This window comes from Streptomyces nojiriensis, from assembly GCF_017639205.1.
Taxonomy (GTDB): Bacteria; Actinomycetota; Actinomycetes; order Streptomycetales; family Streptomycetaceae; genus Streptomyces; species Streptomyces nojiriensis.
Genome location: NZ_CP071139.1, coordinates 2,357,172 through 2,376,785, shown reverse-complemented (window position 1 = coordinate 2,376,785; position 19,614 = coordinate 2,357,172). Strand labels below are relative to the sequence as shown.

Annotated in this window: 19 protein-coding genes; 13 read left to right on the top strand and 6 right to left on the bottom strand. The window is 72.4% G+C overall.

What is annotated here, in order from left to right; all coding sequences use genetic code 11:
* Positions 1-29: 29 nt before the first annotated feature.
* Positions 30-1,274: a glycoside hydrolase family 10-like protein gene (locus JYK04_RS11140; RefSeq protein WP_189740070.1), complete on the top strand. Its 1,245-nt coding sequence runs from the start codon at positions 30-32 to the stop codon at positions 1,272-1,274.
* 1 nt (position 1,275) lies between these two features.
* Here the strand turns inward: JYK04_RS11140 and JYK04_RS11135 are convergent, their stop codons facing one another.
* Positions 1,276-1,473 (bottom strand): DUF1918 domain-containing protein, encoded by a 198-nt coding sequence (locus JYK04_RS11135; RefSeq protein ID WP_030010502.1) that lies wholly within the window; start codon positions 1,471-1,473, stop codon positions 1,276-1,278.
* A gap of 57 nt (positions 1,474-1,530) precedes the next feature.
* Entirely contained in the window at positions 1,531-2,436 is a 906-nt protein-coding gene (locus JYK04_RS11130) for a DMT family transporter (protein ID WP_189740073.1), read from the bottom strand.
* Here JYK04_RS11130 and JYK04_RS11125 point away from each other — a divergent pair.
* The 7 genes from JYK04_RS11125 to JYK04_RS11095 all read left to right on the top strand — a co-directional run bounded on the left by JYK04_RS11125 (position 2,435) and on the right by JYK04_RS11095 (position 9,532).
* Positions 2,435-3,880 (top strand): aminotransferase-like domain-containing protein, encoded by a 1,446-nt coding sequence (locus JYK04_RS11125; protein WP_189740075.1) that lies wholly within the window; start codon positions 2,435-2,437, stop codon positions 3,878-3,880. The two genes, JYK04_RS11130 and JYK04_RS11125, sit on opposite strands and share 2 nt — an antisense overlap.
* 31 nt (positions 3,881-3,911) lie before the next feature.
* Positions 3,912-4,487 carry a histidine phosphatase family protein gene (locus tag JYK04_RS11120; RefSeq protein WP_189740077.1) on the top strand — a complete coding sequence of 192 codons (576 nt, stop codon included), beginning with the start codon at positions 3,912-3,914 and terminating at the stop codon, positions 4,485-4,487.
* A 175-nt stretch (positions 4,488-4,662) separates the two neighbouring features.
* Positions 4,663-5,691 carry an N-acetyl-gamma-glutamyl-phosphate reductase gene (gene argC / locus JYK04_RS11115; RefSeq protein WP_189740080.1) on the top strand — a complete coding sequence of 343 codons (1,029 nt, stop codon included), beginning with the start codon at positions 4,663-4,665 and terminating at the stop codon, positions 5,689-5,691.
* Entirely contained in the window at positions 5,688-6,845 is a 1,158-nt protein-coding gene (gene argJ, locus JYK04_RS11110) for a bifunctional glutamate N-acetyltransferase/amino-acid acetyltransferase ArgJ (protein ID WP_189740082.1), read from the top strand. The genes argC and argJ overlap by 4 nt, the downstream gene beginning before the upstream one ends.
* Positions 6,842-7,786: an acetylglutamate kinase gene (argB, locus tag JYK04_RS11105; protein ID WP_037712717.1), complete on the top strand. Its 945-nt coding sequence runs from the start codon at positions 6,842-6,844 to the stop codon at positions 7,784-7,786. Before argJ ends, argB begins: the two co-directional genes overlap by 4 nt.
* Positions 7,783-8,988 (top strand): acetylornithine transaminase, encoded by a 1,206-nt coding sequence (locus JYK04_RS11100; protein WP_189740085.1) that lies wholly within the window; start codon positions 7,783-7,785, stop codon positions 8,986-8,988. Before argB ends, JYK04_RS11100 begins: the two co-directional genes overlap by 4 nt.
* Before the next feature lie 7 nt (positions 8,989-8,995).
* Positions 8,996-9,532, top strand: a complete 537-nt coding sequence (locus tag JYK04_RS11095) for an arginine repressor (RefSeq protein WP_030765547.1) — start codon at positions 8,996-8,998, stop codon at positions 9,530-9,532.
* Positions 9,533-9,651: 119 nt separating this feature from the next.
* Here the strand turns inward: JYK04_RS11095 and JYK04_RS11090 are convergent, their stop codons facing one another.
* The 3 genes from JYK04_RS11090 to JYK04_RS11080 are packed head-to-tail and all read right to left on the bottom strand — an operon-like array spanning position 9,652 to position 12,361.
* Entirely contained in the window at positions 9,652-10,338 is a 687-nt protein-coding gene (locus JYK04_RS11090) for a L,D-transpeptidase family protein (protein ID WP_189740516.1), read from the bottom strand.
* A 6-nt stretch (positions 10,339-10,344) separates the two neighbouring features.
* Positions 10,345-10,926 (bottom strand): pyridoxamine 5'-phosphate oxidase family protein, encoded by a 582-nt coding sequence (locus JYK04_RS11085; RefSeq protein ID WP_189740088.1) that lies wholly within the window; start codon positions 10,924-10,926, stop codon positions 10,345-10,347.
* A 7-nt stretch (positions 10,927-10,933) separates the two neighbouring features.
* Positions 10,934-12,361 (bottom strand): HEAT repeat domain-containing protein, encoded by a 1,428-nt coding sequence (locus tag JYK04_RS11080; protein ID WP_189740091.1) that lies wholly within the window; start codon positions 12,359-12,361, stop codon positions 10,934-10,936.
* 164 nt (positions 12,362-12,525) lie between these two features.
* Here JYK04_RS11080 and JYK04_RS11075 point away from each other — a divergent pair, with 164 nt between their 5' ends.
* Entirely contained in the window at positions 12,526-13,719 is a 1,194-nt protein-coding gene (locus JYK04_RS11075) for an argininosuccinate synthase (RefSeq protein ID WP_030009472.1), read from the top strand.
* Between the two features lie 127 nt (positions 13,720-13,846).
* The gene (gene argH / locus JYK04_RS11070) at positions 13,847-15,274 is read left to right on the top strand and encodes an argininosuccinate lyase (protein WP_189740093.1); all 1,428 of its coding nucleotides are present in this window, start codon (positions 13,847-13,849) and stop codon (positions 15,272-15,274) included.
* A gap of 93 nt (positions 15,275-15,367) precedes the next feature.
* Here argH and JYK04_RS11065 read toward each other — a convergent pair whose 3' ends face one another.
* Entirely contained in the window at positions 15,368-15,880 is a 513-nt protein-coding gene (locus JYK04_RS11065; protein ID WP_189740096.1) for an HAD domain-containing protein, read from the bottom strand.
* A 90-nt stretch (positions 15,881-15,970) separates the two neighbouring features.
* Here JYK04_RS11065 and JYK04_RS11060 point away from each other — a divergent pair, with 90 nt between their 5' ends.
* From JYK04_RS11060 to JYK04_RS11050, 3 genes are all read left to right on the top strand, one after another.
* On the top strand, positions 15,971-16,522 hold the full coding sequence (locus JYK04_RS11060) for a TetR/AcrR family transcriptional regulator (protein ID WP_189740099.1): 552 nt from the start codon (positions 15,971-15,973) through the stop codon (positions 16,520-16,522).
* Positions 16,519-18,063 carry an MFS transporter gene (locus tag JYK04_RS11055; RefSeq protein ID WP_189740102.1) on the top strand — a complete coding sequence of 515 codons (1,545 nt, stop codon included), beginning with the start codon at positions 16,519-16,521 and terminating at the stop codon, positions 18,061-18,063. Before JYK04_RS11060 ends, JYK04_RS11055 begins: the two co-directional genes overlap by 4 nt.
* Positions 18,064-18,133: 70 nt before the next feature.
* The gene (locus JYK04_RS11050) at positions 18,134-19,609 is read left to right on the top strand and encodes a membrane-associated oxidoreductase (RefSeq protein ID WP_189740518.1); all 1,476 of its coding nucleotides are present in this window, start codon (positions 18,134-18,136) and stop codon (positions 19,607-19,609) included.
* Positions 19,610-19,614 lie beyond the last annotated feature (5 nt).

The window sequence follows — 19,614 nt, the reverse complement described above, 5'->3', positions numbered from 1 at the left end:
AATGTCACTCAGCGAAACGGAGATGTCACATGACGTACATCGGCCGACGGGCACTGCTGGCCGGAGCCGTGGGGGTGATCGCCGCCGCCACGGCCGGGTCGGCGGCCGCGGCGCCGCGGACGTCCGCGGAGCTCCCCGAGCGGCGGGCCGGCGCCGACTTCCGGGGGATGTGGATCGCTTCCGTGTCCAATGTGGACTGGCCCTCCGAGAGCGGACTCTCCGCGGCGCGGCAGCGCGCGGAGCTGCTCGCCCTCCTCGACTCCGCCGTCGAGCGCCGCCTGAACGCGGTGATCCTCCAGGTCCGGCCGGCGGCGGACGCCCTCTGGCCTTCGAAGCTGGAGCCCTGGTCGCAGTGGCTGACCGGGCAGCAGGGGGTCGATCCCGGCTGGGACCCGCTGGGCACGGCCGTCAAGGAGGCGCACGCCCGCGGGCTGCAGCTGCACGCCTGGTTCAACCCGTTCCGCGTGGCCAACCACACCGACCTCGACCGGCTGGCGTCCACGCACCCGGCGCGGCGCAATCCCGGCTGGACGGTGGAGTACGGCGGCAAGCTCTTCTACAACCCGGGCCTGCCCGAGGTGCGGCGCTTCGTCCAGGACGCCATGTTCGACGCCGTCTCCCGCTACCCGCTGGACGCCGTGCACTGGGACGACTACTTCTACCCGTACCCGGTGGCGGAGGAGTACTTCGACGACGACGAGGCCTTCGAGGAGTACGGGGCGGGCTTCGCCTCGCGCGCCGCCTGGCGCCGGGGCAACATCGACACCCTGGTCCGCGAGATGTCCGCACGGCTGCGGGCGCTGAGGCCGGCGCTCCGCTTCGGGATCAGCCCGTTCGCCGTCTGGCGCAACTCCGACCGCGACCCGGCCGGTTCGCCGACCCGGGCGGGCCTCGGGACGTACGACGACCTCTACGCGGACACCCGCAAGTGGGTCCGGGAGGGCTGGATCGACTACATCGTGCCGCAGGCCTACTGGCACATCGGGCACCCGACCGCGGACTACGCCGACATCGTGCCCTGGTGGGCGCGGACCGTCGCCGGTACGAAGGTGGACCTGTACGTGGGGGAGGCCCTGTACCGCTGCGACGAGGACAGCTCCACCGAGGCCTGGCGCGACCCCGGGGAGCTGTCGAAGCACCTGACGTTCGCCCGCGGGTACCCGGAGGTCCGCGGCCACGCGTACTTCTCGGCGAAGCAGGTGGCCGCGGATCCCAACGGAGCGATGGCCCGGGTGGTCGCCGACCACTACGGCCCGGCGGCGTCCCGGCGCTGATTCAGTGAGTGGGCTCTGAGGGGTGGCGGACCGTGCAGTCGGGTCCGGGAGCCATCAGTGCCTCGTGTCCGTCCTGGAAGCGGACCCGGTACGGGGGGGTTCCGTTCTCGCCCAGGACCTGGGTGATCTCGCCCACCTTGTCGTGCTGTCCGACGATCCTGCCGTGCTGCACCAGCTGGTCGCCCTCGGTCGCGCGCATAACTGACCTCCTCGGTGGCGGTCCGATCCGGTGCTTGCAGTTTAGGTCGTCATGCGGCTATTTGACCCGTTGGGTCACCGCGATGCAGACCAGGACCGCGCAGGCGGCGGCCGGCGCGGCGGGGGAGAGGTGCTCGCCCAGCAGGGCCACCGACCAGACGAGGGTCAGCAGCGGCTGGGCGAGTTGCAGCTGGCTGGCCCGCGGCGCGCCGATCTCGGCCATGCCGCGGTACCAGACGTACAGGCCGAGGAAGGTGGAGCCGGCGGCCGCCCAGACCAGCCCGGCGAGCCCGTGGAAGCCGAGGTGCACCGGCTCGTACGCGAGCCCGGCCGCGGAGCCGGCCAGGCTGAGCGGCAGGCACAGGACCAGCGCCCAGCCGATCACCTGCCAGCCGGGCAGCAGCCGGGCGAGGCGGCCGCCCTCGGTGTACCCGGCGGCGCACACCAGCAGTGCGCCGAACAGGTACGCGTCGCCCGCCGAGAGGGCGCCGCCGCTCTGCGTGAGCGTGAAGGCGATCACGACCGCGGCCCCGGCGAGGGCCGCGGCCCAGAAGGCGCGCGAGGGGCGGGCTCCGGTGCGCAGCGCGGACAGCGCGGCGGTGGTGAGCGGCAGGAGGCCGACCACCACGGCGGCGTGCGAGGTGGTGGAGGTCGTCAGCGCGAGGGTGGTGAGCATCGGGAAGCCGACGACCACCCCGGCGGCGACGACGGCGAGCCCCGCCCAGTGCTCGCGGGCGGGCAGTCGGACCCGCCGGGCCAGCAGGAAGGCCCCGGCGATGGCGGCGGCGAGGACGCTGCGCAGCGCGACCAGCGACCACGGGCCGAAGCTCTCCAGTCCCCAGGCGGTCGCGGGGAAGGTCAGCGAGAAGGCGACGACGCCGAGCAGGGCGAGGGCGGTACCCCGGCGCACCGGGTTCGTGACCGCTATCGTGGTCGGGAGAGTAGCGCTATTCTGTGCTGTCATGTACGAGCGTAGCAGTGTGGCAGAGCTGGCCGAATCCCTGCGGGCCGAACTCAACCGCTACTCGATAGGTGGAAAGCTCCCGTCGAGCCGCGTCTTGGTTGAGCGCTACCGGGTCAGCCCGGTCACCGTCTCCCGGGCTCTCGCGCAGCTCGCCGCCGAGGGCCTGGTCGTCACCCGGCCCGGCGCGGGGGTCTTCCGCGCCGCACCGCGTACGGCGGCCCCCGCGCCCGGGGACACTTCCTGGCAGGAGGTCGCCCTCAGCGCGGAGGGCGCCGGGGAGATCGTCCCGCGGTCCGTCGACGCCACCGGAGTGCTGGGCTGCCTGGCCGTGCCGCCGTCCGGGGTGATCGAGCTCAACAGCGGCTACCTGCACCGCTCCCTCCAGCCCGAGCGGGCCATGGCGGCCGCGCTGGCCCGGGCCGGGCGGCGGCCCGGCGCCTGGGGGCGGCCACCCCTGGAAGGGCTGCCCGAGCTGCGCGACTGGTTCGCCCGGGAGATCGGCGGCGCGGTCGTCGCCGCCGACGTACTGGTCACCGCGGGCGGGCAGAGCGCGCTGGCCACCGCCCTGCGGGCGCTCGCCCCGCCCGGGGCGCCGATCCTGGTGGAGTCCCCGACCTACCCCGGGCTGCTGGCGATCGCCCGGGCCTCCGGATGCCGGCCCGTGCCCGTCCCGGTGGACGCCGAGGGGGTCCGTCCGGAGCTGCTGGCCGCCGCCTTCGAAGCGACCGGCGCACGGGTGTTCGTATGCCAGCCCCTGTTCCAGAACCCGACCGGAGCGGTGCTGGCTCCGGGGCGGCGGGCCGAGGTGCTGCGCATCGCGCGGGCCGCCGGGGCCTTCGTGGTCGAGGACGACTACGCCCGGTCCCTGGCCCACGAGGGCGCGGGTCCGCTGCCCGCGACCCTGGCCGCCGAGGACACGGACGGGGTCGTGGTGCACGTCCGGTCGCTGACCAAGGTCACCTCGCCCAGCCTGCGGGTCGGCGCGGTGGCCGCCCGCGGCCCGGTGGTCGACCGGCTGCGCGCGATCCAGATCGTGGACTCCTTCTTCGTGTCCCGGCCGCTCCAGGAGGCCGCCCTGGAGCTGGTCGGCGCGCCCGCCTGGCCGCGCCACCTGCGGACCGTGGCCGCCGAGCTGCGCCACCGGCGGGATGTGCTCGCGGGTGCCCTGCGCCGGGAGCTGCCCTCCCTGGAGCTGCCGCACCTGCCCTACGGCGGATACCAGTTGTGGGTCCGGCCGACCGGGTACGGCGACGACGCTGCCTTCGCGGCGGCCGCCCTGCGCGCCGGGGTGGCGGTGGCTCCGGGCCGCCCGTACTTCTGCGCGGAGCCGCCGGGCCCGCACGTCCGGCTGAGCTTCGCCGGGGTCGCGGGCCCCGGCGAACTGGTCGAGGCGGTCCAGCGGCTGCGTACCGGCCTCGCGGACGGCCTCGGTCCGAACGCTTGACCCGCCGCGGTATGCGGATCACCATCACCGCATGCATGTTCGGGTTTCGCTCGTCGCCGCAGCCCGCAGTTCCTCCCTGCTAACCGAGCGCTTCGACGACGACCGCCCGCTGGACGGACCCGGCTGGCGGTCGGTGGAGTCCGCCGCGCAGGGCCTCGTACCCCTGGGCGCGGCCGAACTGCGCTACTGCTCGCCGACCCCGCGCAGCCGTGCCACGGGCGAGGCCCTCGGATACGCGCCCCTCGCCCAGCCCGCGCTGCGCGAGTGCGACATGGGCCGCTGGCGGGGGCTGACCCTGGCCGAGGTGGCCGCCCACGAACCCGGGGCGGTGGAGCTGTGGCTCAGTGATCCGCGGTCCGCCCCGCACGGGGGCGAGTCCCTGCTCGCCTTCATCTCCCGCATCGGCGGCTGGCTCGACACCCGGCCGGCCGACGACGGCGGCGCGATCGTGGCGGTGGCGGAGCCCTCGGTGGTCCGGGCGGCCCTGGTGTACGCGCTGAAGGCGCCCCCGCTGACCTACTGGAACGTGGACGTCCGCCCGCTGTCCACGATGACCCTCACGGGCTGGTCCGGCGACTGGCACCTCTGCCTCCAGGCCCCGGCGTAGCCGAGGCCGCCGCAACCGGCGGAAACGGCGTCGGAGCGCACCCTTTCCTGCTACATATCTTCCTGAGGGTGCCGCGAGCGCCCGGTCCTTCGGCGCGCCCCTCCCCGCCGCGATCAAGAGCATTGCATAAACGTGCGTAAGTACGTATAGTCATGCCATCGATGAGGAGGGTCCGATGGTGGTACGTGTAGCGGTGGCCGGAGCGAGCGGGTACGCGGGCGGAGAAGTCCTGCGCCTCCTGCTCTCGCACCCCGAGGTGGAGATCGGCGCCCTCACCGGCAACTCCAACGCCGGACAGCTCCTCGGCTCGCTGCAACCGCACCTCGTGCCGCTCGCGGGACGCACCCTGGAGGCGACCACCTCCGAGGTCCTCGCCGGCCACGACGTCGTATTCCTCGCCCTGCCGCACGGCCAGTCCGCCGCCGTCGCCGCCCAGCTCGGCGAGGACGTCCTCGTCGTCGACATGGGCGCCGACCACCGGCTCAAGGACTCCGCCGACTGGGACGCCTTCTACGGCGCCCCGCACGCCGGAACCTGGCCCTACGGGCTTCCCGAACTGCCCGGCGCCCGCGAGGCACTGACCGGGACCAGGCGCATCGCGGTCCCCGGCTGCTTCCCCACCGCCGTCTCCCTCGCGCTCTTCCCCGCCTACCAGGGGAACTTCGCCGAGCCGGAGGCCGTGATCGTCGCCGCCACCGGAACCTCCGGCGCGGGCAAGGCCCTCAAGCCGCACCTCCTCGGCGCCGAGGTGATGGGCTCGGTGACCCCGTACGGCGTGGGCGGCGGACACCGCCACACGCCCGAGATGGTGCAGAACCTCAGCCCGCTCGCGGGGGAGCGCGTCTCGGTCTCCTTCACGCCGACCCTCGTGCCCATGGCGCGCGGCATCCTCGCCACGTGCTCGGCCAAGGCGCTCCCCGGCACCACCGCCGAATCGCTGCGCGCCGCGTACGAGAAGGCCTACGCCGACGAGCCCTTCGTCCACCTGCTGCCCGAGGGCCGGATGCCGTCCACCAAATCCGTCCACGGTTCCAACGCCGTCCACGTCCAGGTCGCCTACGACGAGTCCGCCCGCCGGATCATCGCCGTCAGCGCCATCGACAACCTGACCAAGGGCACCGCCGGCGGCGCGGTGCAGAGCATGAACATCGCCCTCGGGCTCCCCGAGCAGCTCGGGCTTTCCACGATCGGAGTCGCACCGTGAGCGTCACGGCAGCACAGGGATTCACGGCAGCCGGCATCGCCGCCGGGATCAAGGCCAACGGCAACCCCGACCTGGCCCTCGTGGTCAACAACGGGCCGAGTCTGGCCGCCGCGGGCGTGTTCACCTCCAACCGCGTCAAGGCCGCGCCCGTGCACTGGTCCGAGCAGGTCCTGCGGGGCGCCGCCGTCAGCGCGGTCGTCCTGAACTCCGGCGGCGCCAACGCCTGCACCGGCCCCAAGGGCTTCCAGGACACCCACGCCACCGCGGAGAAGGTCGCGCAGGTGCTCGGCGGGGACTTCAACGCCGGCGAGATCGCGGTCGCCTCCACCGGCCTGATCGGCGTCCTGCTCCCCATGGACAAGCTGCTCCCCGGCATCGAGACGGCGGCCGCGGCCCTGTCCGCGGACGGCGGCGAGGCCGCCGCCATCGCCATCAAGACCACCGACACCGTGCACAAGACGGCCACCGTCTCGCAGGGCGGCTGGACCGTCGGCGGCATGGCCAAGGGCGCGGGCATGCTCGCCCCGGGCCTGGCCACCATGCTCGTCGTCATCACCACCGACGCCGACCTGGACAGCGCCACCCTCGACAAGGCGCTGCGCGCCGCCACCCGCACCACTTTCGACCGGGTCGACTCCGACGGCTGCATGTCCACCAACGACACGGTGCTGCTGCTCGCCTCCGGCGCCTCCGGCCAGGTACCGGCCTACGAGGAGTTCGCAGAGGCCGTGCGCAAGGTCTGCGACGACCTGGCCCGCCAGCTCATCGGCGACGCCGAGGGCGCCAGCAAGGACATCCGCATCGAGGTCATCGGTGCGCTCACCGAGGACGACGCGGTCGAGGTCGGCCGGTCCATCGCCCGGAACAACCTGCTCAAGTGCGCCATCCACGGCGAGGACCCGAACTGGGGCCGGGTGCTCTCCGCGATCGGCACCACCCAGGCCGCCTTCGACCCGGACCGCCTCAACGTCGCCATCAACGACGTCTGGGTCTGCCGCAACGGATCGGTCGGCGACGACCGCGACCTGGTCTCCATGAAGGGCCGCGAGGTCCGTATCACCGCCGACCTGTCGAACGGCAGCGAATCCGCCGTGATCTGGGGCAACGACCTGACCGCCGAGTACGTCCACGAGAACAGCGCCTACTCCTCATGAGCGACGAGAAGGCCGGCCAGCCCGGCACCTCCGGCGGCACCGCCCGCAAGCACACCGCCCTGCCCAAGGCGCAGATCCTCATCGAGGCCCTGCCGTGGCTGACCCGCCACAACGGCAAGGTCGTCGTCATCAAGTTCGGCGGCAACGCCATGATCGACGAGGAGCTCAAGGCCGCCTTCGCCCAGGACGTGGTCTTCCTGCGGCAGGCCGGCCTGAAGCCGGTCGTCGTGCACGGCGGCGGCCCCCAGATCAACGCCCAGCTCGACAAGCAGGGCCTGGTCAGCGAGTTCAAGGCGGGGCTGCGCGTCACGACCCCGGAAGCCATGGACGTCGTACGGATGGTCCTGGCGGGCCATGTCCAGCGCGAGCTGGTCGGACTGCTCAACCAGCACGGGCCGCTGGCCGTCGGCATGACCGGCGAGGACGCCCGCACCATCATCGCGACCAAGCACAGCCCGCAGATCGACGGCGAGGCCATCGACATCGGCCGGGTCGGGGAGATCACCTCCATCGACACCGGCGCCATCGAGGCCCTGCTGGCGGACGGCCGGATCCCGGTCATCTCCTCCATCGCGGGCAGCGCCGACGACCACCACGTGTACAACGTCAACGCCGACACGGCGGCCGCGGCGCTCGCCGCCGCGCTCGGCGCCGAGACGCTGATGGTCCTCACCGACGTCGAGGGCCTGTACGCGGACTGGCCGCACAGCGACGAGGTCATCAGCAAGCTCACCGTCAGCGAGCTGGAGAAGCTGCTGCCCGAGCTGTCCAGCGGCATGGTGCCCAAGATGGAGGGCTGCCTGCACGCCGTGCGCAACGGCGTGAACACCGCCCGCGTGCTCGACGGACGGGTCCAGCACTCGATCCTGCTGGAGATCTTCACGGACTCCGGCATCGGCACGATGGTCGTGCCCGACCACCAGTCAGGGGGAACGGAATGACGAAGGGCACCGGCAACCAGGAGTACGGCGCTCGCTGGCAGGGCGCGCTGGCCAACAACTACGGCACCCCTGCGGTCGCGCTCGTACGCGGCGAGGGCGCCCAGGTCTGGGACGCCGACGGGAAGCAGTACACCGACTTCGTCGGCGGCATCGCGGTCAACGCCCTCGGGCACGCCCACCCGGCGATCGTGGCGGCCGTGACCGAGCAGATCTCCACGCTCGGCCACGTCTCCAACCTCTTCATCTCCGAGCCGGTCGTCGCGCTCGGCGAGCGGCTGCTCCAGCTCTTCGGCCGCCCCGGCAAGGTCTTCTTCTGCAACTCGGGCGCCGAGTCCATCGAGGCCGCCTTCAAGATCGGCCGGCTGACCGGGCGGACCCACATGGTCGCCACCGACGGCGGCTTCCACGGCCGGACCATGGGCGCCCTCGCGCTCACCGGCCAGCCGAAGAAGCAGGAGCCCTTCCGGCCGCTGCCCGGCGATGTCACGCACGTCCCGTTCGGTGACGCGGAGGCCCTGCGGGCCGCCGTCACCGAGGAGACCGCGCTCGTCGTCATCGAGCCCATCCAGGGCGAGAACGGCGTCGTCGTACCTCCCGCCGGATACCTGACGGCCGCCCGCGAAATCACCCGCGCCACCGGTACCCTGCTCGTCCTCGACGAGGTCCAGACCGGCATCGGCCGGTGCGGCCAGTGGTTCGAGCACCAGGCCCACGAGGACGTCGAGCCCGACATCGTCACCCTCGCCAAGGGGCTGGGCGGCGGTCTGCCCATCGGTGCGGTGGCCGCCTTCGGCCCCGTCGCCGACCTGCTCCAGCCGGGCCAGCACGGCACCACCTTCGGCGGGAACCCGGTCGCCTGCGCCGCCGGCCTCGCGGTGATCGACACGATCGCCACGGGCGGGCTGCTCGACCAGGTCAAGGCGCGCGGCGAGCAGCTGCGCTCCGGGATCGAGGCCCCGGGCCACGCCCTGGTGTCCCACGTCCGGGGCGCGGGTCTGCTGCTGGGTATCGTGCTGACCGAGCCGCTCGCCGCCCGGGTGCAGCAGGCGGCTCAGGATGCCGGCTTCCTGGTCAACGCGCCCGCCCCCGACGTCGTACGGCTCATGCCCCCGTACGTACTCACGGAGGCCGAGGCGGACGCGTTCGTCCGGGCCCTGCCCGGCATCCTCGACGCAGCCTACGGGGACGGATCCGGAGAATGAGACGACGATGAGTCAGGCGCAGGACAACGAGCAAGGCGGCCAGGCCGTCCCGCAGACCCGCACCGCGCGTCACCGCCGGATCGTGGACATCCTCAACCGGCAGCCGGTCCGCTCCCAGAGCCAGCTGGCCAAGCTGCTCGCCGACGACGGGCTGAGCGTCACCCAGGCGACGCTCTCGCGCGACCTCGACGAGCTGGGCGCGGTGAAGATCCGCAACACCGGCGGCGAGCTGATCTACGCGGTCCCCAGCGAGGGCGGCTTCCGCACCCCGCAGGCCCCGCTCGGCGAGTCCGCGAAGGAGGAGCGCATGCGGCGCCTCTCCGGGGAGCTGCTGATCTCGGCGGAGGCCTCCGCGAACCTCGTGGTCCTGCGCACCCCGCCGGGTGCGGCGCAGTTCCTCGCCTCGGCGATCGACCAGGCCGAACTCCGCGCGATCCTCGGCACGATCGCGGGCGACGACACCCTGATGCTGATCAGCCGGGACCCGGCGGGCGGCCAGGCCCTGGCCGACCACCTGCTGCGCCTGGCGCAGAAGGAGGGCTAGGCCGTCTCTTCCGGATCTTGCCGGGCCCGCGACGCCCGGCACCGGACGCCGCGGGCTCGGCCGACAAGATCCGAAAGAGACGGCCCAGCCCGTCTCCTCCCGATGAGGCCGGGCCCGGTTCAGTACCGGGTCACGGCCAGGTCGCCGGACTCCGTGCCGATCGCGATGTGCGGACGACGGCGCGGGTCCGCCCAGCGCAGGATCGCCCGCATGGCCCGCTCCGGCACGGACACGCAACCGGCCGTCGCGCCCTTGCCGTTGACGTGCAGGAAGATCCCGGCGCCCCGGCCGCGTACGGGCCGGTCGTAGTTGAAGGCGATCACCAGCGCGTGCGCGTACTGCTTCTCGTACGTCACCAGGTGCTCGGCCTCGCCCGGCGCGCAGTCCGCGGGCAGCGGCTCGACCCAGCGGTTGTAGTGGGCGGAGGCGTTGTCCTGGCACCACCAGGAGTCGCGGCTCACCCGCCGGTAGACGTGGTCCGTGCCGACCGGTGCCCGCCGGATCCCGAAGGCGTAGGGGAGTTCGAAGAGGCCCGTGGGGGTGGTGTTCGTGCCCTGGGTCCGGGTCGCACCCTCGGTGAGGCCGTTCACGCCGAAGCGGGCGGGTGCGCTCCCGGACCGGTGCCAGCGCCCCGCCCACCGCTCCCACCAGATCACCCGGCCGGTGGTCGATCCGGGCGTGGGCGCGACGGCGGTGATCAGCTGACTGCCGCCGCCGGTGTCGGCGAGACGGTCGGGCAGGGGCACGGGGCCCTGCGGGAGCAGGGTCGTGACGACCAGTGAGACCGTGACTACAGCGGTACGCAGCACATGTCAGACGGTACGGGGCGGAAGGGGCAGCGGCAGCGCAGGCAGGCCGTCGACGCTCGATCCGATGAACTCCTTCTTCTCGCAGTACGCGGCGAACTCCTCGTCCGTCTTGCGGCCGAAGTACTCCGCGTGCAGGGTCCGCTCGCCCTGGTACTCCATCAGGGGGACGGCGTACCCGCAGACATCGGCGATCCGGCGGGCGTGGACCAGGATGACCGCCCGCGCCGCCGGCCCGTCGGCCTCGCCGAACAGGGCGATCAGTTCGCCCCAGCGGGGATCGTCACGGAAGACGGCCTCGCCCTCGCCGTGGATGCGCACGATGTTGGGCGGCCCGGAGAACGCGCACCACATCAGGGTGATCCGGCCGTTCTCCCGGACGTGGGCGATGGTCTCGGCGCCGCTGCCCCCGAAGTCCAGGTAGGCCAGGGTCTGCTCGTCGATGACGACGAGGGTGCCGGCGCGGCCCTTGGGGGAGAGGTTGACGTGGCCGTCACCCGTGAGCGGGGCGGTCGCGGTGAAGAAGACCGGCTGCTCCTCGATGAACTTGCGGAGCCGGCCGTCTATTCGTTCGTAGAGCTTTCCCATGTGCCCATTATCGGGTCGGTCCGGCAGCGCGGTCGGGCCGGGCTGCTTCCGTGAGCGCCAGCCGGTCGAAGAGCGGGGCCAGTTGGTGGATGTCGAAGAGGTGCGCGGACCGCTCCAGCAGAGCGCCCAGCTCGGCAGGATCCGCCCAGCCCGCCTGGAGGGAGCCCTGCCAGTTCCAATCCCGTGCGGTGCTCTCGGCCAGCTCGCGCAGACCCGGATCCCGCACGTCCAGCAGGGTGACGGCGGCCCGCAGCGAGGCGATGCCGCCCTGGGCCCGCAGCAGGTGGAAGGCGGCCCGGCGGGTGTGCGTCGGACGCTCGGGGGCGACCCGCGCCGTCAGCCAGTCGGCGGGCAGCGGCCCCGCGGTGGCGCGCAGGCCGCGGGAGACCTCGCGGGCCACCGCCGGCGAGGGGTCGTCGAGCAGCGAGCGCAGCAGCCGCTCGTCGTCCGCGTCCAGCAGGCGCAGCCCGGCGACGGCGGCGGCCCGCACGGGGCCGCCGGGGTGCCCGAGCAGGGCACGGAGCAGCGGCCCGTCCTCGCGGCGGGCGCACTCGGCGAAGCCGCTCACCGCGTACGGAGTCACCCGGGCCGGGTCCGTGATCAGCTCGCGGTAGCGGGCGTACGAGTCGCCGCCGTCCTGGCGGACCAGCCAGCGGGCGCAGGCCCGGACCAGCCCGGAGCGGTCGGTCAGGTACCCCCCGGCCTCGGCGGCCCGCCCGGCGCCGCGCAGGGCGGTGACCCCGCAGGCGCGGACCATCGGGACGTGGGCGCCGAGCAGGAGGTCGACGGCCCGGTCGTCCGGCCCGTCGGTGGCCAGCGCGGCGAGCGCGGCGTCCGCCCACATCCGGGCGGTCGGCGGATCCAGTTCCACGGCGGCCAGTCGGGCGAGCTCCCGTACGCCGAACTCCCCGCTCTCCAGCGAGAGCCGCGCGGCGAACCGCCGGGTCGGCAGGTCCGTGCTCTCGCGCAGTTCGGCCCGCAGCGACTCGCCGCTCAGTGCCGCTGGGAGCAGTGCGGCGGCCCAGGCGCCGTGCTCGCGGCGGCCCAGCCGCAGCAGGAGCGGGGTCAGCCGGCGCACCGTGCCCGCGGGGTCGGCGTCCAGCACCGCGCGCAGTACGAGCCGGGCCTGTTCCCGTACGGCCGGAACCCAGTCGGTGCAGCGGATGGCGACGAGTTCGAGCACCGGATCCGGCGCCCGGAGCGCACCTTGGCGGACGTAGCCGTCGGGATGGCACAGCGCCACCACGTCGTCGCCGATGTACGAGGTCTCGGGCCGGTAGCGACGGATATCGCGTACTGCCTGGTCGAAGGCGATCCACGTGTCGGCCACGCCCTCGGGGAGCGGCACCGGCGTGTGACCGGGATGCCCGCCGTCCATCAGCCGCTCCGCGCTCGCGTGCCCCGCCCGTACGGCCCGTTCCCGCCTGGCGCTCATGCGGCCTCCCCTCTGTTGTCCTCACCGGCGAGCGTAGGCAATCGGATGGCCGTTGCGCCTCCGATATTTCCGCTGGTCAGGTGGCTCGGCGAGGCTCGATTGACGAAACATACGGAGTAGTGCATAGTTATGCCTGTCGTTGAATGCACCGTAAGGAGAAACCCGTGACCGAGCGCGTCGTACTCGCCTACTCGGGCGGCCTGGACACCTCCGTCGCCATCGGCTGGATCGCCGAGGAGACGGGCGCCGAGGTCATCGCCGTTGCCGTGGACGTCGGCCAGGGTGGCGAGGACCTGGACGTCATCCGCAAGCGCGCGCTCGACTGCGGTGCGGTCGAGGCCGAGGTCGCCGACGCCTCCGACGAGTTCGCCAATGAGTACTGCCTCCCGGCGATCAAGGCGAACGCCCTCTACATGGACCGGTACCCGCTGGTCTCGGCGCTCTCCCGGCCGGCCATCGTCAAGCACCTGGTCGCCGCCGCCAAGAAGCACGGCGCCACGACCGTCGCCCACGGCTGCACCGGCAAGGGCAACGACCAGGTCCGCTTCGAGGCGGGCATCGTCGCCCTCGCCCCGGACCTCAAGTGCATCGCCCCGGTCCGTGACTACGCGATGACCCGGGACAAGGCGATCGCCTTCTGCGAGGAGAAGCAGCTCCCGATCGCGACCACCAAGAAGTCCCCGTACTCCATCGACCAGAACGTCTTCGGACGCGCCGTCGAGACGGGCTTCCTGGAGGACATCTGGAACGCGCCGATCGAGGACATCTACGAGTACACCTCGAACCCGGCCCTGCCGCGCGAGGCCGACGAGGTCGTCATCTCCTTCAAGGAGGGCGTCCCGGTCGCCATCGACGGCAAGCCCGTCACCGTGCTGCAGGCCATCCAGCAGCTCAACGACCGCGCCGGAGCCCAGGGCATCGGCCGGATCGACATCGTCGAGGACCGCCTCGTGGGCATCAAGTCCCGTGAGGTGTACGAGGCCCCGGGTGCGATCGCGCTGATCACGGCCCACCAAGAGCTGGAGAACGTCACCGTCGAGCGCGAGCTGGCCCGCTACAAGCGGCAGGTCGAGCAGCGCTGGGGCGAGATGGTCTACGACGGCCTGTGGTTCTCCCCGCTCAAGCGCGCCCTGGACGGCTTCATCAACGAGGCCAACCAGCACGTCACCGGTGACATCCGGATGACCCTGCACGGCGGCCGCGCCGTCGTCACCGGCCGGAAGTCGGACGAGTCGCTGTACGACTTCAACCTCGCGACCTACGACTCGGGCGACACCTTCGACCAGTCCAAGGCCCAGGGCTTCATCGAGATCTTCGGTCTCTCCTCGAAGATCGCGGCCCGCCGCGACCTCGCCTGACCGGTCGGCAGTCCGTACCGCCTCCCCGTTACCTCCGCGGCGGGGAGGCGGTTGCACATCCGGAGCCCCACGGGCCCCCGGAGCCTTACCAGCAGTCAAAGCCATGCAGTCTTGAGGAGCAGTAGCTGTGAGCAGCAACAAGGGTGACGTCCGGCTCTGGGGCGGCCGGTTCGCCGACGGTCCTTCGGAGGCGCTGGCCCTGCTGTCGGCGTCGGTCCACTTCGACTGGCGCCTCGCGCCGTACGACATCGCGGGCTCCCGCGCCCACGCCCGCGTGCTCCACAAGGCCGGCCTCCTCACGGCCGACGAGCTCGACCGCATGATCGCCGGACTCGACCAGCTCGAAGCCGACGTGGCCGACGGCTCCTTCACCGGCACCATCGCCGACGAGGACGTGCACACCGCCCTGGAGCGCGGCCTGCTGGAGCGGCTCGGCGCCGAGCTCGGCGGCAAGCTGCGCGCCGGCCGGTCCCGCAACGACCAGGTGGCCACCCTCTTCCGGATGTACCTGCGCGACCACGGCCGGATCATCGGCGGTCTGATCGCGGACCTCCAGGACGCGCTGGTCGGCCTCGCCGAGACGCATCACGACGTGGCCATGCCGGGCCGGACGCACCTCCAGCACGCGCAGCCGGTGCTCTTCGCCCACCACGTCCTGGCCCACGTGCAGTCCCTGTCCCGGGACGCGGAGCGGCTGCGCCAGTGGGACACCCGCACCGCGGTCTCGCCCTACGGCTCGGGTGCCCTGGCCGGCTCCTCGCTGGGGCTGGACCCGGAGCAGGTCGCCGCCGACCTCGGCTTCGAGCGGGGCTCGGTCGGCAACTCGATCGACGGCACGGCCTCGCGCGACTTCGTCGCCGAGTTCGCCTTCATCACCGCGATGATCGGGATCAACCTGTCCCGGATCGCGGAGGAGATCATCATCTGGAACACGAAGGAGTTCTCCTTCGTGACGCTGCACGACGCCTTCTCGACCGGGTCGTCGATCATGCCGCAGAAGAAGAACCCGGACATCGCGGAGCTGGCGCGCGGCAAGTCGGGCCGGCTCATCGGCAATCTGACGGGCCTGCTCGCGACGCTCAAGGCGCTGCCGCTGGCGTACAACCGGGACCTTCAGGAGGACAAGGAGCCCGTCTTCGACTCCTGTGACACCCTCGAGGTCCTGCTGCCCGCCTTCACCGGCATGATGGCGACCCTCACGGTCAACCGGGAGCGGATGGAGGAGCTGGCCCCGGCGGGCTTCTCGCTCGCCACCGACATCGCCGAGTGGCTGGTCAAGCAGGGCGTGCCGTTCCGGGTGGCCCACGAGGTGGCCGGCGAGTGCGTGAAGGTCTGCGAGGGCGAGGGCATCGAGCTCGACCAGCTGACGGACGAGCAGTTCGTGAAGATCTCGGAGCACCTGACCCCCGAGGTCCGGACCGTCCTGAACGTCAAGGGCGCCCTGGCCTCGCGCAGCGGCCGCGGCGGCACCGCCCCGTCGGCGGTTGCCACCCAGCTCACCGAGCTGAAGGCCGACCTGGTCATCCAGCACGCCTGGGCGGCCCACAAGCAGTAGTCCGCAGGCCCGCAGGGGCGGTGGGAGCCGGTCGGCCCCCACCGCCCCTGCGGCATGCCCGGGTACCGGCGGAGGCCCCGCCGACCCGCCCGGTCAGGGCGCGGCCCACGCGGCCAGCGTGTCGAAGTCCGTGCGGACCAGCCCGATCTGCTCGTCGATGCGCATCAGCAGGGCCTGCGCCGGGTGGTGCTGGTCGACGTACTCGCGGTCCATCGCCGTGATGTCGTCGTCGATCCAGGCGAAGGGCCGCTCGCCCGCGTATTCGAGGATGTACCGGGTCTTCCAGAACGTGCCGCGCGGTGCCCGGCCGTGCATCACCGGCCAGTCGATGAAGGGGAGCCGGGGCAGTCCCAGGTGCGGGCCTATCCAGTCGTTGGCCTCGTCCTTCCACGTGGTGGCCCAGACCAGCTCGTAGGCGTCCGCGAGGGCGAGCAGCTCCGCCCCGTGGTCGGGATTGAGCCAGACCCGCAGCGGCTTGGCCCGCTCGGCCCCCGTCCAGCCGGTCGGGCGCATCCGGTGGGTGCGGTAGCCCTCGGGGCGGCGCTGGGCCTTGGCCGCGTACGGGTTCAGCGGCCCGTCGACGTCGATCAGCAGCAGTGGCTTCATTTCGGCAGGATTCCGTTCCGGCTGCCCCTCGGGCAGCTCATTTTTCGACAGAATGAGACGTGGACGTCTCATTCGGGGTATGCTTGTCTCATGGCCATGGATCGTGACCAGGTGCTCCGCGCTGCGGCCGCCCTGCTTTCCCGCAAGTCGACCGCCACGATGGACGAGGTCGCCCGCGCCGCCGGCATCGGGCGCGCGACCCTCCACCGGCACTTCGCCGGACGCGACGCCCTCGTACGGGCCCTCGAAGAACTCGGCATCCGGGAGTTCGAGGTGGCCTTCGACAACGCCCGCCTCGACGAGGGCACGGCGGTGGAGGCGATCGGCCGCCTCGTCGCCGAATCCGAGCCCAATGCCCAGCTGCTGGCCTTCCTCGTCACCGAGAACCAGTTGTTCGAGGGCGACGAGGTCAACGAGGGCTGGGCCCGGCTCGACGCCCGCGTCAGCGCGCTCTTCCGGCGCGGCCAGGAAGAGGGCGACATCCGGATCGACCTGACCCCCGCATGGCTCACCGAGGCGCTCTACGCCCTCGTCGGCGCCTGCGCCTGGGCCGTGATGGACGGCCGGGTCGCCGCCAAGGACTTCCAATACATGATCATCGAGCTGTTGCTCGGTGGCGCCAGACGGAGTGTGGAGAAATGAGCAGCACCCAGCAGCTGAACAGCCCGACCGGGACGGAGGCCAGGAGCCGCGGCCGCTGGCTCGCCCTGGGCGTGCTGGTGCTCGCCGTGCTGCTGGTCGCCGTCGACGCGACCGTACTCGGCCTCGCCACCCCCGCACTCTCCGAGGACCTCAAGCCGTCCGGCACCCAGCTGCTGTGGATAGGCGACATCTACTCCTTCGTCATCGCCGGACTCCTGGTCTCCATGGGCAGCCTCGGTGACCGCATCGGACGCAAGAAGCTGCTGCTCACCGGCGCCGCCGCGTTCGGTGCCGTGTCCGTGCTCAACGCCTACGCGACCAGCCCCGAGATGATGATCGTCGCCCGGGCCCTGCTGGGCGTCGCCGGCGCGACCCTGATGCCGTCCACCCTCGCGCTGATCCGCAACATCTTCCACGACCCCAAGGAGCGCAGCCTCGCGATCGGCATCTGGGGCGCCACCGCCTCGGCCGGCGCGGCCGTCGGCCCGGTCGTCGGCGGAGCCCTGCTCCAGCACTTCTGGTGGGGCTCGGTCTTCCTGATCAACCTCCCCGTGATGATCGCCCTGGTCGTCGTCGGAATCAAGCTGCTTCCCGAATCCAGGAACCCGGTCGCCGGCCCCTGGGACCTCGTCAGCGTCGGCCTCTCCCTGGTCGGTGTGATCAGCGTGGTCTACGCCGTCAAGGAAGTCGCCACCCACGGCGTGACCTGGCAGGTCGCGGCCACCGCGGCACTCGGCGCGGGCGCCCTGTACGCCTTCGTACGCCGCCAGTTCGGCCTGCCGTCCCCGCTGCTCGACATGCGGCTCTTCAAGCACCGCGGCTTCTCCGGCGCGGTCCTCGCCGACCTGCTCACCGTGTTCGGCCTCTCCGGACTGGTCTTCTTCCTCTCCCAGTTCCTGCAGCTCGTCCAGGGCCGCGACCCGCTGGAGGCGGGCCTCGCCGAACTGCCCGCCGCCATCGGCGCGGTGGTCACCGGCCTGATCGCGGGCCGGTACGCCCGCCGGTACTCGGTACGGACCATCGTGGCCGGCGGCCTCGGCGCCATCGGCCTGGCCCTCGCCGTGCTCACCCTGATCCACAAGGAGAGCGGCTACCCGCTGCTCGGCGCGGCCCTGCTCGTCGTCGGCCTCGGTGCCGGTTTCTCCTTCACCGTCACCGCCGACGTGATCCTCTCCAGCGTCCCCAAGGAGCAGGCCGGCTCGGCCTCCGCCGTCTCCGAGACGGCGTACGAACTCGGCGCCGCCCTCGGCATCGCGCTGCTCGGCTCCATCGTCACCGGCGTCTACCAGAGCTTCACCGCCCCGGCCTCGGTCGCGGGCCCGGTCGCCGACGCCGCGCACGAATCCCTCGGCGGGGCCGTCGAGGCCGCCAAGGCACTGGACCCGCACACCGCCCAGGTGATGGTGGGCGCCGCCCAGGACGCCTTCGTGGACGGGCTGCGGCTCGCCTCCGGGGTCGGTGCGGCCGTGCTGCTCGCCACCGCCGTGGCCGCCTGGTTCCTGCTCCGGGGCCAGCGGCTCCAGGACGGCGTCGAGCACTGACGTCCCGCCGAAGGGATGGTGTTCCGGCCGGAGTTGACAGTTCGTGGAACTGCGGGACACCATCCCGGCGATGGAGATCAACGAACTGACCCCGGCGGAACGCCGCGTCTGGGAAGCCTTCCCGCGCGGCGACGGGGTCGACTTCCGCGCCGCCCCCGAGGACAGCTCCGTCGACGGAGCCGACTGGGGGATCGAGCGCACCCTGCGCGCCGAGGTGCTGCGGGCCATCCTGCTGGGCGCCTGCCCCGCCGTGGAGGGCCGGATCCCCGGCCTCAAGGTCAAGGGCGCGAAGATCGTGGGCAAGCTCGACATGCGCTACGCCGTCATCGACCACCCCATCCGGCTGCGCGACTGCTGGTTCGAGCGCAAGCCCCTGATGTACGGGGCCCAGTTGCGCGCCCTGGTCCTCGGCTACTCCACCCTGCCCGGCCTGACCGCTTCCACCCTGCGCGTCGACGTGGTCCTGCGACTGTCCCACTGCCGGATCGCCGGCCCCGTGCGGCTGCAGGGCTCGAAGATATCCGGGGGCCTCTTCCTCCAGGGCGCCGTGATCGGTCCCACGGTCGGCGAGGAGGCGGACGAGCCCCCGCTCCAGCTCAACCACGTCGAGGTCGACACCGACATCATCGCGAACGACCTGACGGTGCACGGCCAGCTCCGCCTCAACGGGGCCACCGTCGGCGGCCAGATCCAGCTCGACCGCGCCCGGCTGCTCGCCCCCGGGCGGATCGCCCTGCACGCCGAGAACCTGACCGTCGGCACCGATCTGCGCGCGCACCGGATGCAGGCCCGCGGCATGGTCAACCTCACCGGCTCCCGGATACCCGGCCAGGCCAACCTCACCCGCGCCGACCTCGCCAACCCGGACGGGACCGCCCTGCGCGCCTCCAGCTGCGCCATAGGCGAGCTGTGGCTGCGCCGCTGCGAAACGGTCCGGGGCGACGTGAACCTGCGCCGGTCCACCGTCGACCTGCTCCACGTCGACCCGGAGGTCTGGCCCGAGCGGATCGCCATCGACGGCCTGACCTACCGCACCCTCGCCCCGCACCTCCCCGCCGAGCGGCGGCTGCCCGCCCTGGAGCGGGAGGAGTCCGGCTACCTCCCGTACGCCTACGAACAGCTCGCCGCGGCCTACCGTACGGCCGGCGACGAGGCGGCCGCCCGGACCGTCCAGCTCGCGAAGCTGCGCAGGCACCGCCACACCCTGCCCCGCGCCGCCCGGGCGTGGGGGCTGCTCCAGGACGTCACCGTCGGCTACGGCTTCCGGCCGCTGCGTGCGGCGGGATGGCTGGTGGCCCTGCTGATGACCGGGTCGATCGCGTACGGGATCGACCCGCCGCGCGCCCTGAAGGCGGGGGAGGCGCCGGACTTCAACGCGGTCTTCTACACGATCGACCTGATGGTGCCGATCGTCAGTTTCGGCCAGGAGGCGGCCTTCGCGCCGGGCGGCTGGCACCAGTGGCTGTCGTACCTGCTGATCGTGACCGGCTGGATCCTCGCCACCACCACGGCGGCGGGCGTCAGCCGGTCACTCCAGCGTCAGTGAGGACG

Excerpts from the sequence above, each read along its gene's own strand:
- argC (WP_189740080.1), top strand. The coding sequence starts at position 4,663 with ATGGTGGTACGTGTAGCGGTGGCCGGAGCGAGCGGGTACGCGGGCGGA.
- JYK04_RS11080 (WP_189740091.1), bottom strand. The coding sequence starts at position 12,361 with ATGAGCGCCAGGCGGGAACGGGCCGTACGGGCGGGGCACGCGAGCGCG.
- JYK04_RS11100 (WP_189740085.1), top strand. The coding sequence starts at position 7,783 with ATGACGAAGGGCACCGGCAACCAGGAGTACGGCGCTCGCTGGCAGGGC.
- JYK04_RS11140 (WP_189740070.1), top strand. The coding sequence starts at position 30 with ATGACGTACATCGGCCGACGGGCACTGCTGGCCGGAGCCGTGGGGGTG.
- JYK04_RS11125 (WP_189740075.1), top strand. The coding sequence starts at position 2,435 with ATGTACGAGCGTAGCAGTGTGGCAGAGCTGGCCGAATCCCTGCGGGCC.
- JYK04_RS11120 (WP_189740077.1), top strand. The coding sequence starts at position 3,912 with ATGCATGTTCGGGTTTCGCTCGTCGCCGCAGCCCGCAGTTCCTCCCTG.
- argB (WP_037712717.1), top strand. The coding sequence starts at position 6,842 with ATGAGCGACGAGAAGGCCGGCCAGCCCGGCACCTCCGGCGGCACCGCC.
- JYK04_RS11055 (WP_189740102.1), top strand. The coding sequence starts at position 16,519 with ATGAGCAGCACCCAGCAGCTGAACAGCCCGACCGGGACGGAGGCCAGG.
- JYK04_RS11135 (WP_030010502.1), bottom strand. The coding sequence starts at position 1,473 with ATGCGCGCGACCGAGGGCGACCAGCTGGTGCAGCACGGCAGGATCGTC.
- JYK04_RS11095 (WP_030765547.1), top strand. The coding sequence starts at position 8,996 with ATGAGTCAGGCGCAGGACAACGAGCAAGGCGGCCAGGCCGTCCCGCAG.
- JYK04_RS11085 (WP_189740088.1), bottom strand. The coding sequence starts at position 10,926 with ATGGGAAAGCTCTACGAACGAATAGACGGCCGGCTCCGCAAGTTCATC.
- JYK04_RS11050 (WP_189740518.1), top strand. The coding sequence starts at position 18,134 with ATGGAGATCAACGAACTGACCCCGGCGGAACGCCGCGTCTGGGAAGCC.
- JYK04_RS11060 (WP_189740099.1), top strand. The coding sequence starts at position 15,971 with ATGGCCATGGATCGTGACCAGGTGCTCCGCGCTGCGGCCGCCCTGCTT.
- JYK04_RS11130 (WP_189740073.1), bottom strand. The coding sequence starts at position 2,436 with ATGACAGCACAGAATAGCGCTACTCTCCCGACCACGATAGCGGTCACG.
- JYK04_RS11065 (WP_189740096.1), bottom strand. The coding sequence starts at position 15,880 with ATGAAGCCACTGCTGCTGATCGACGTCGACGGGCCGCTGAACCCGTAC.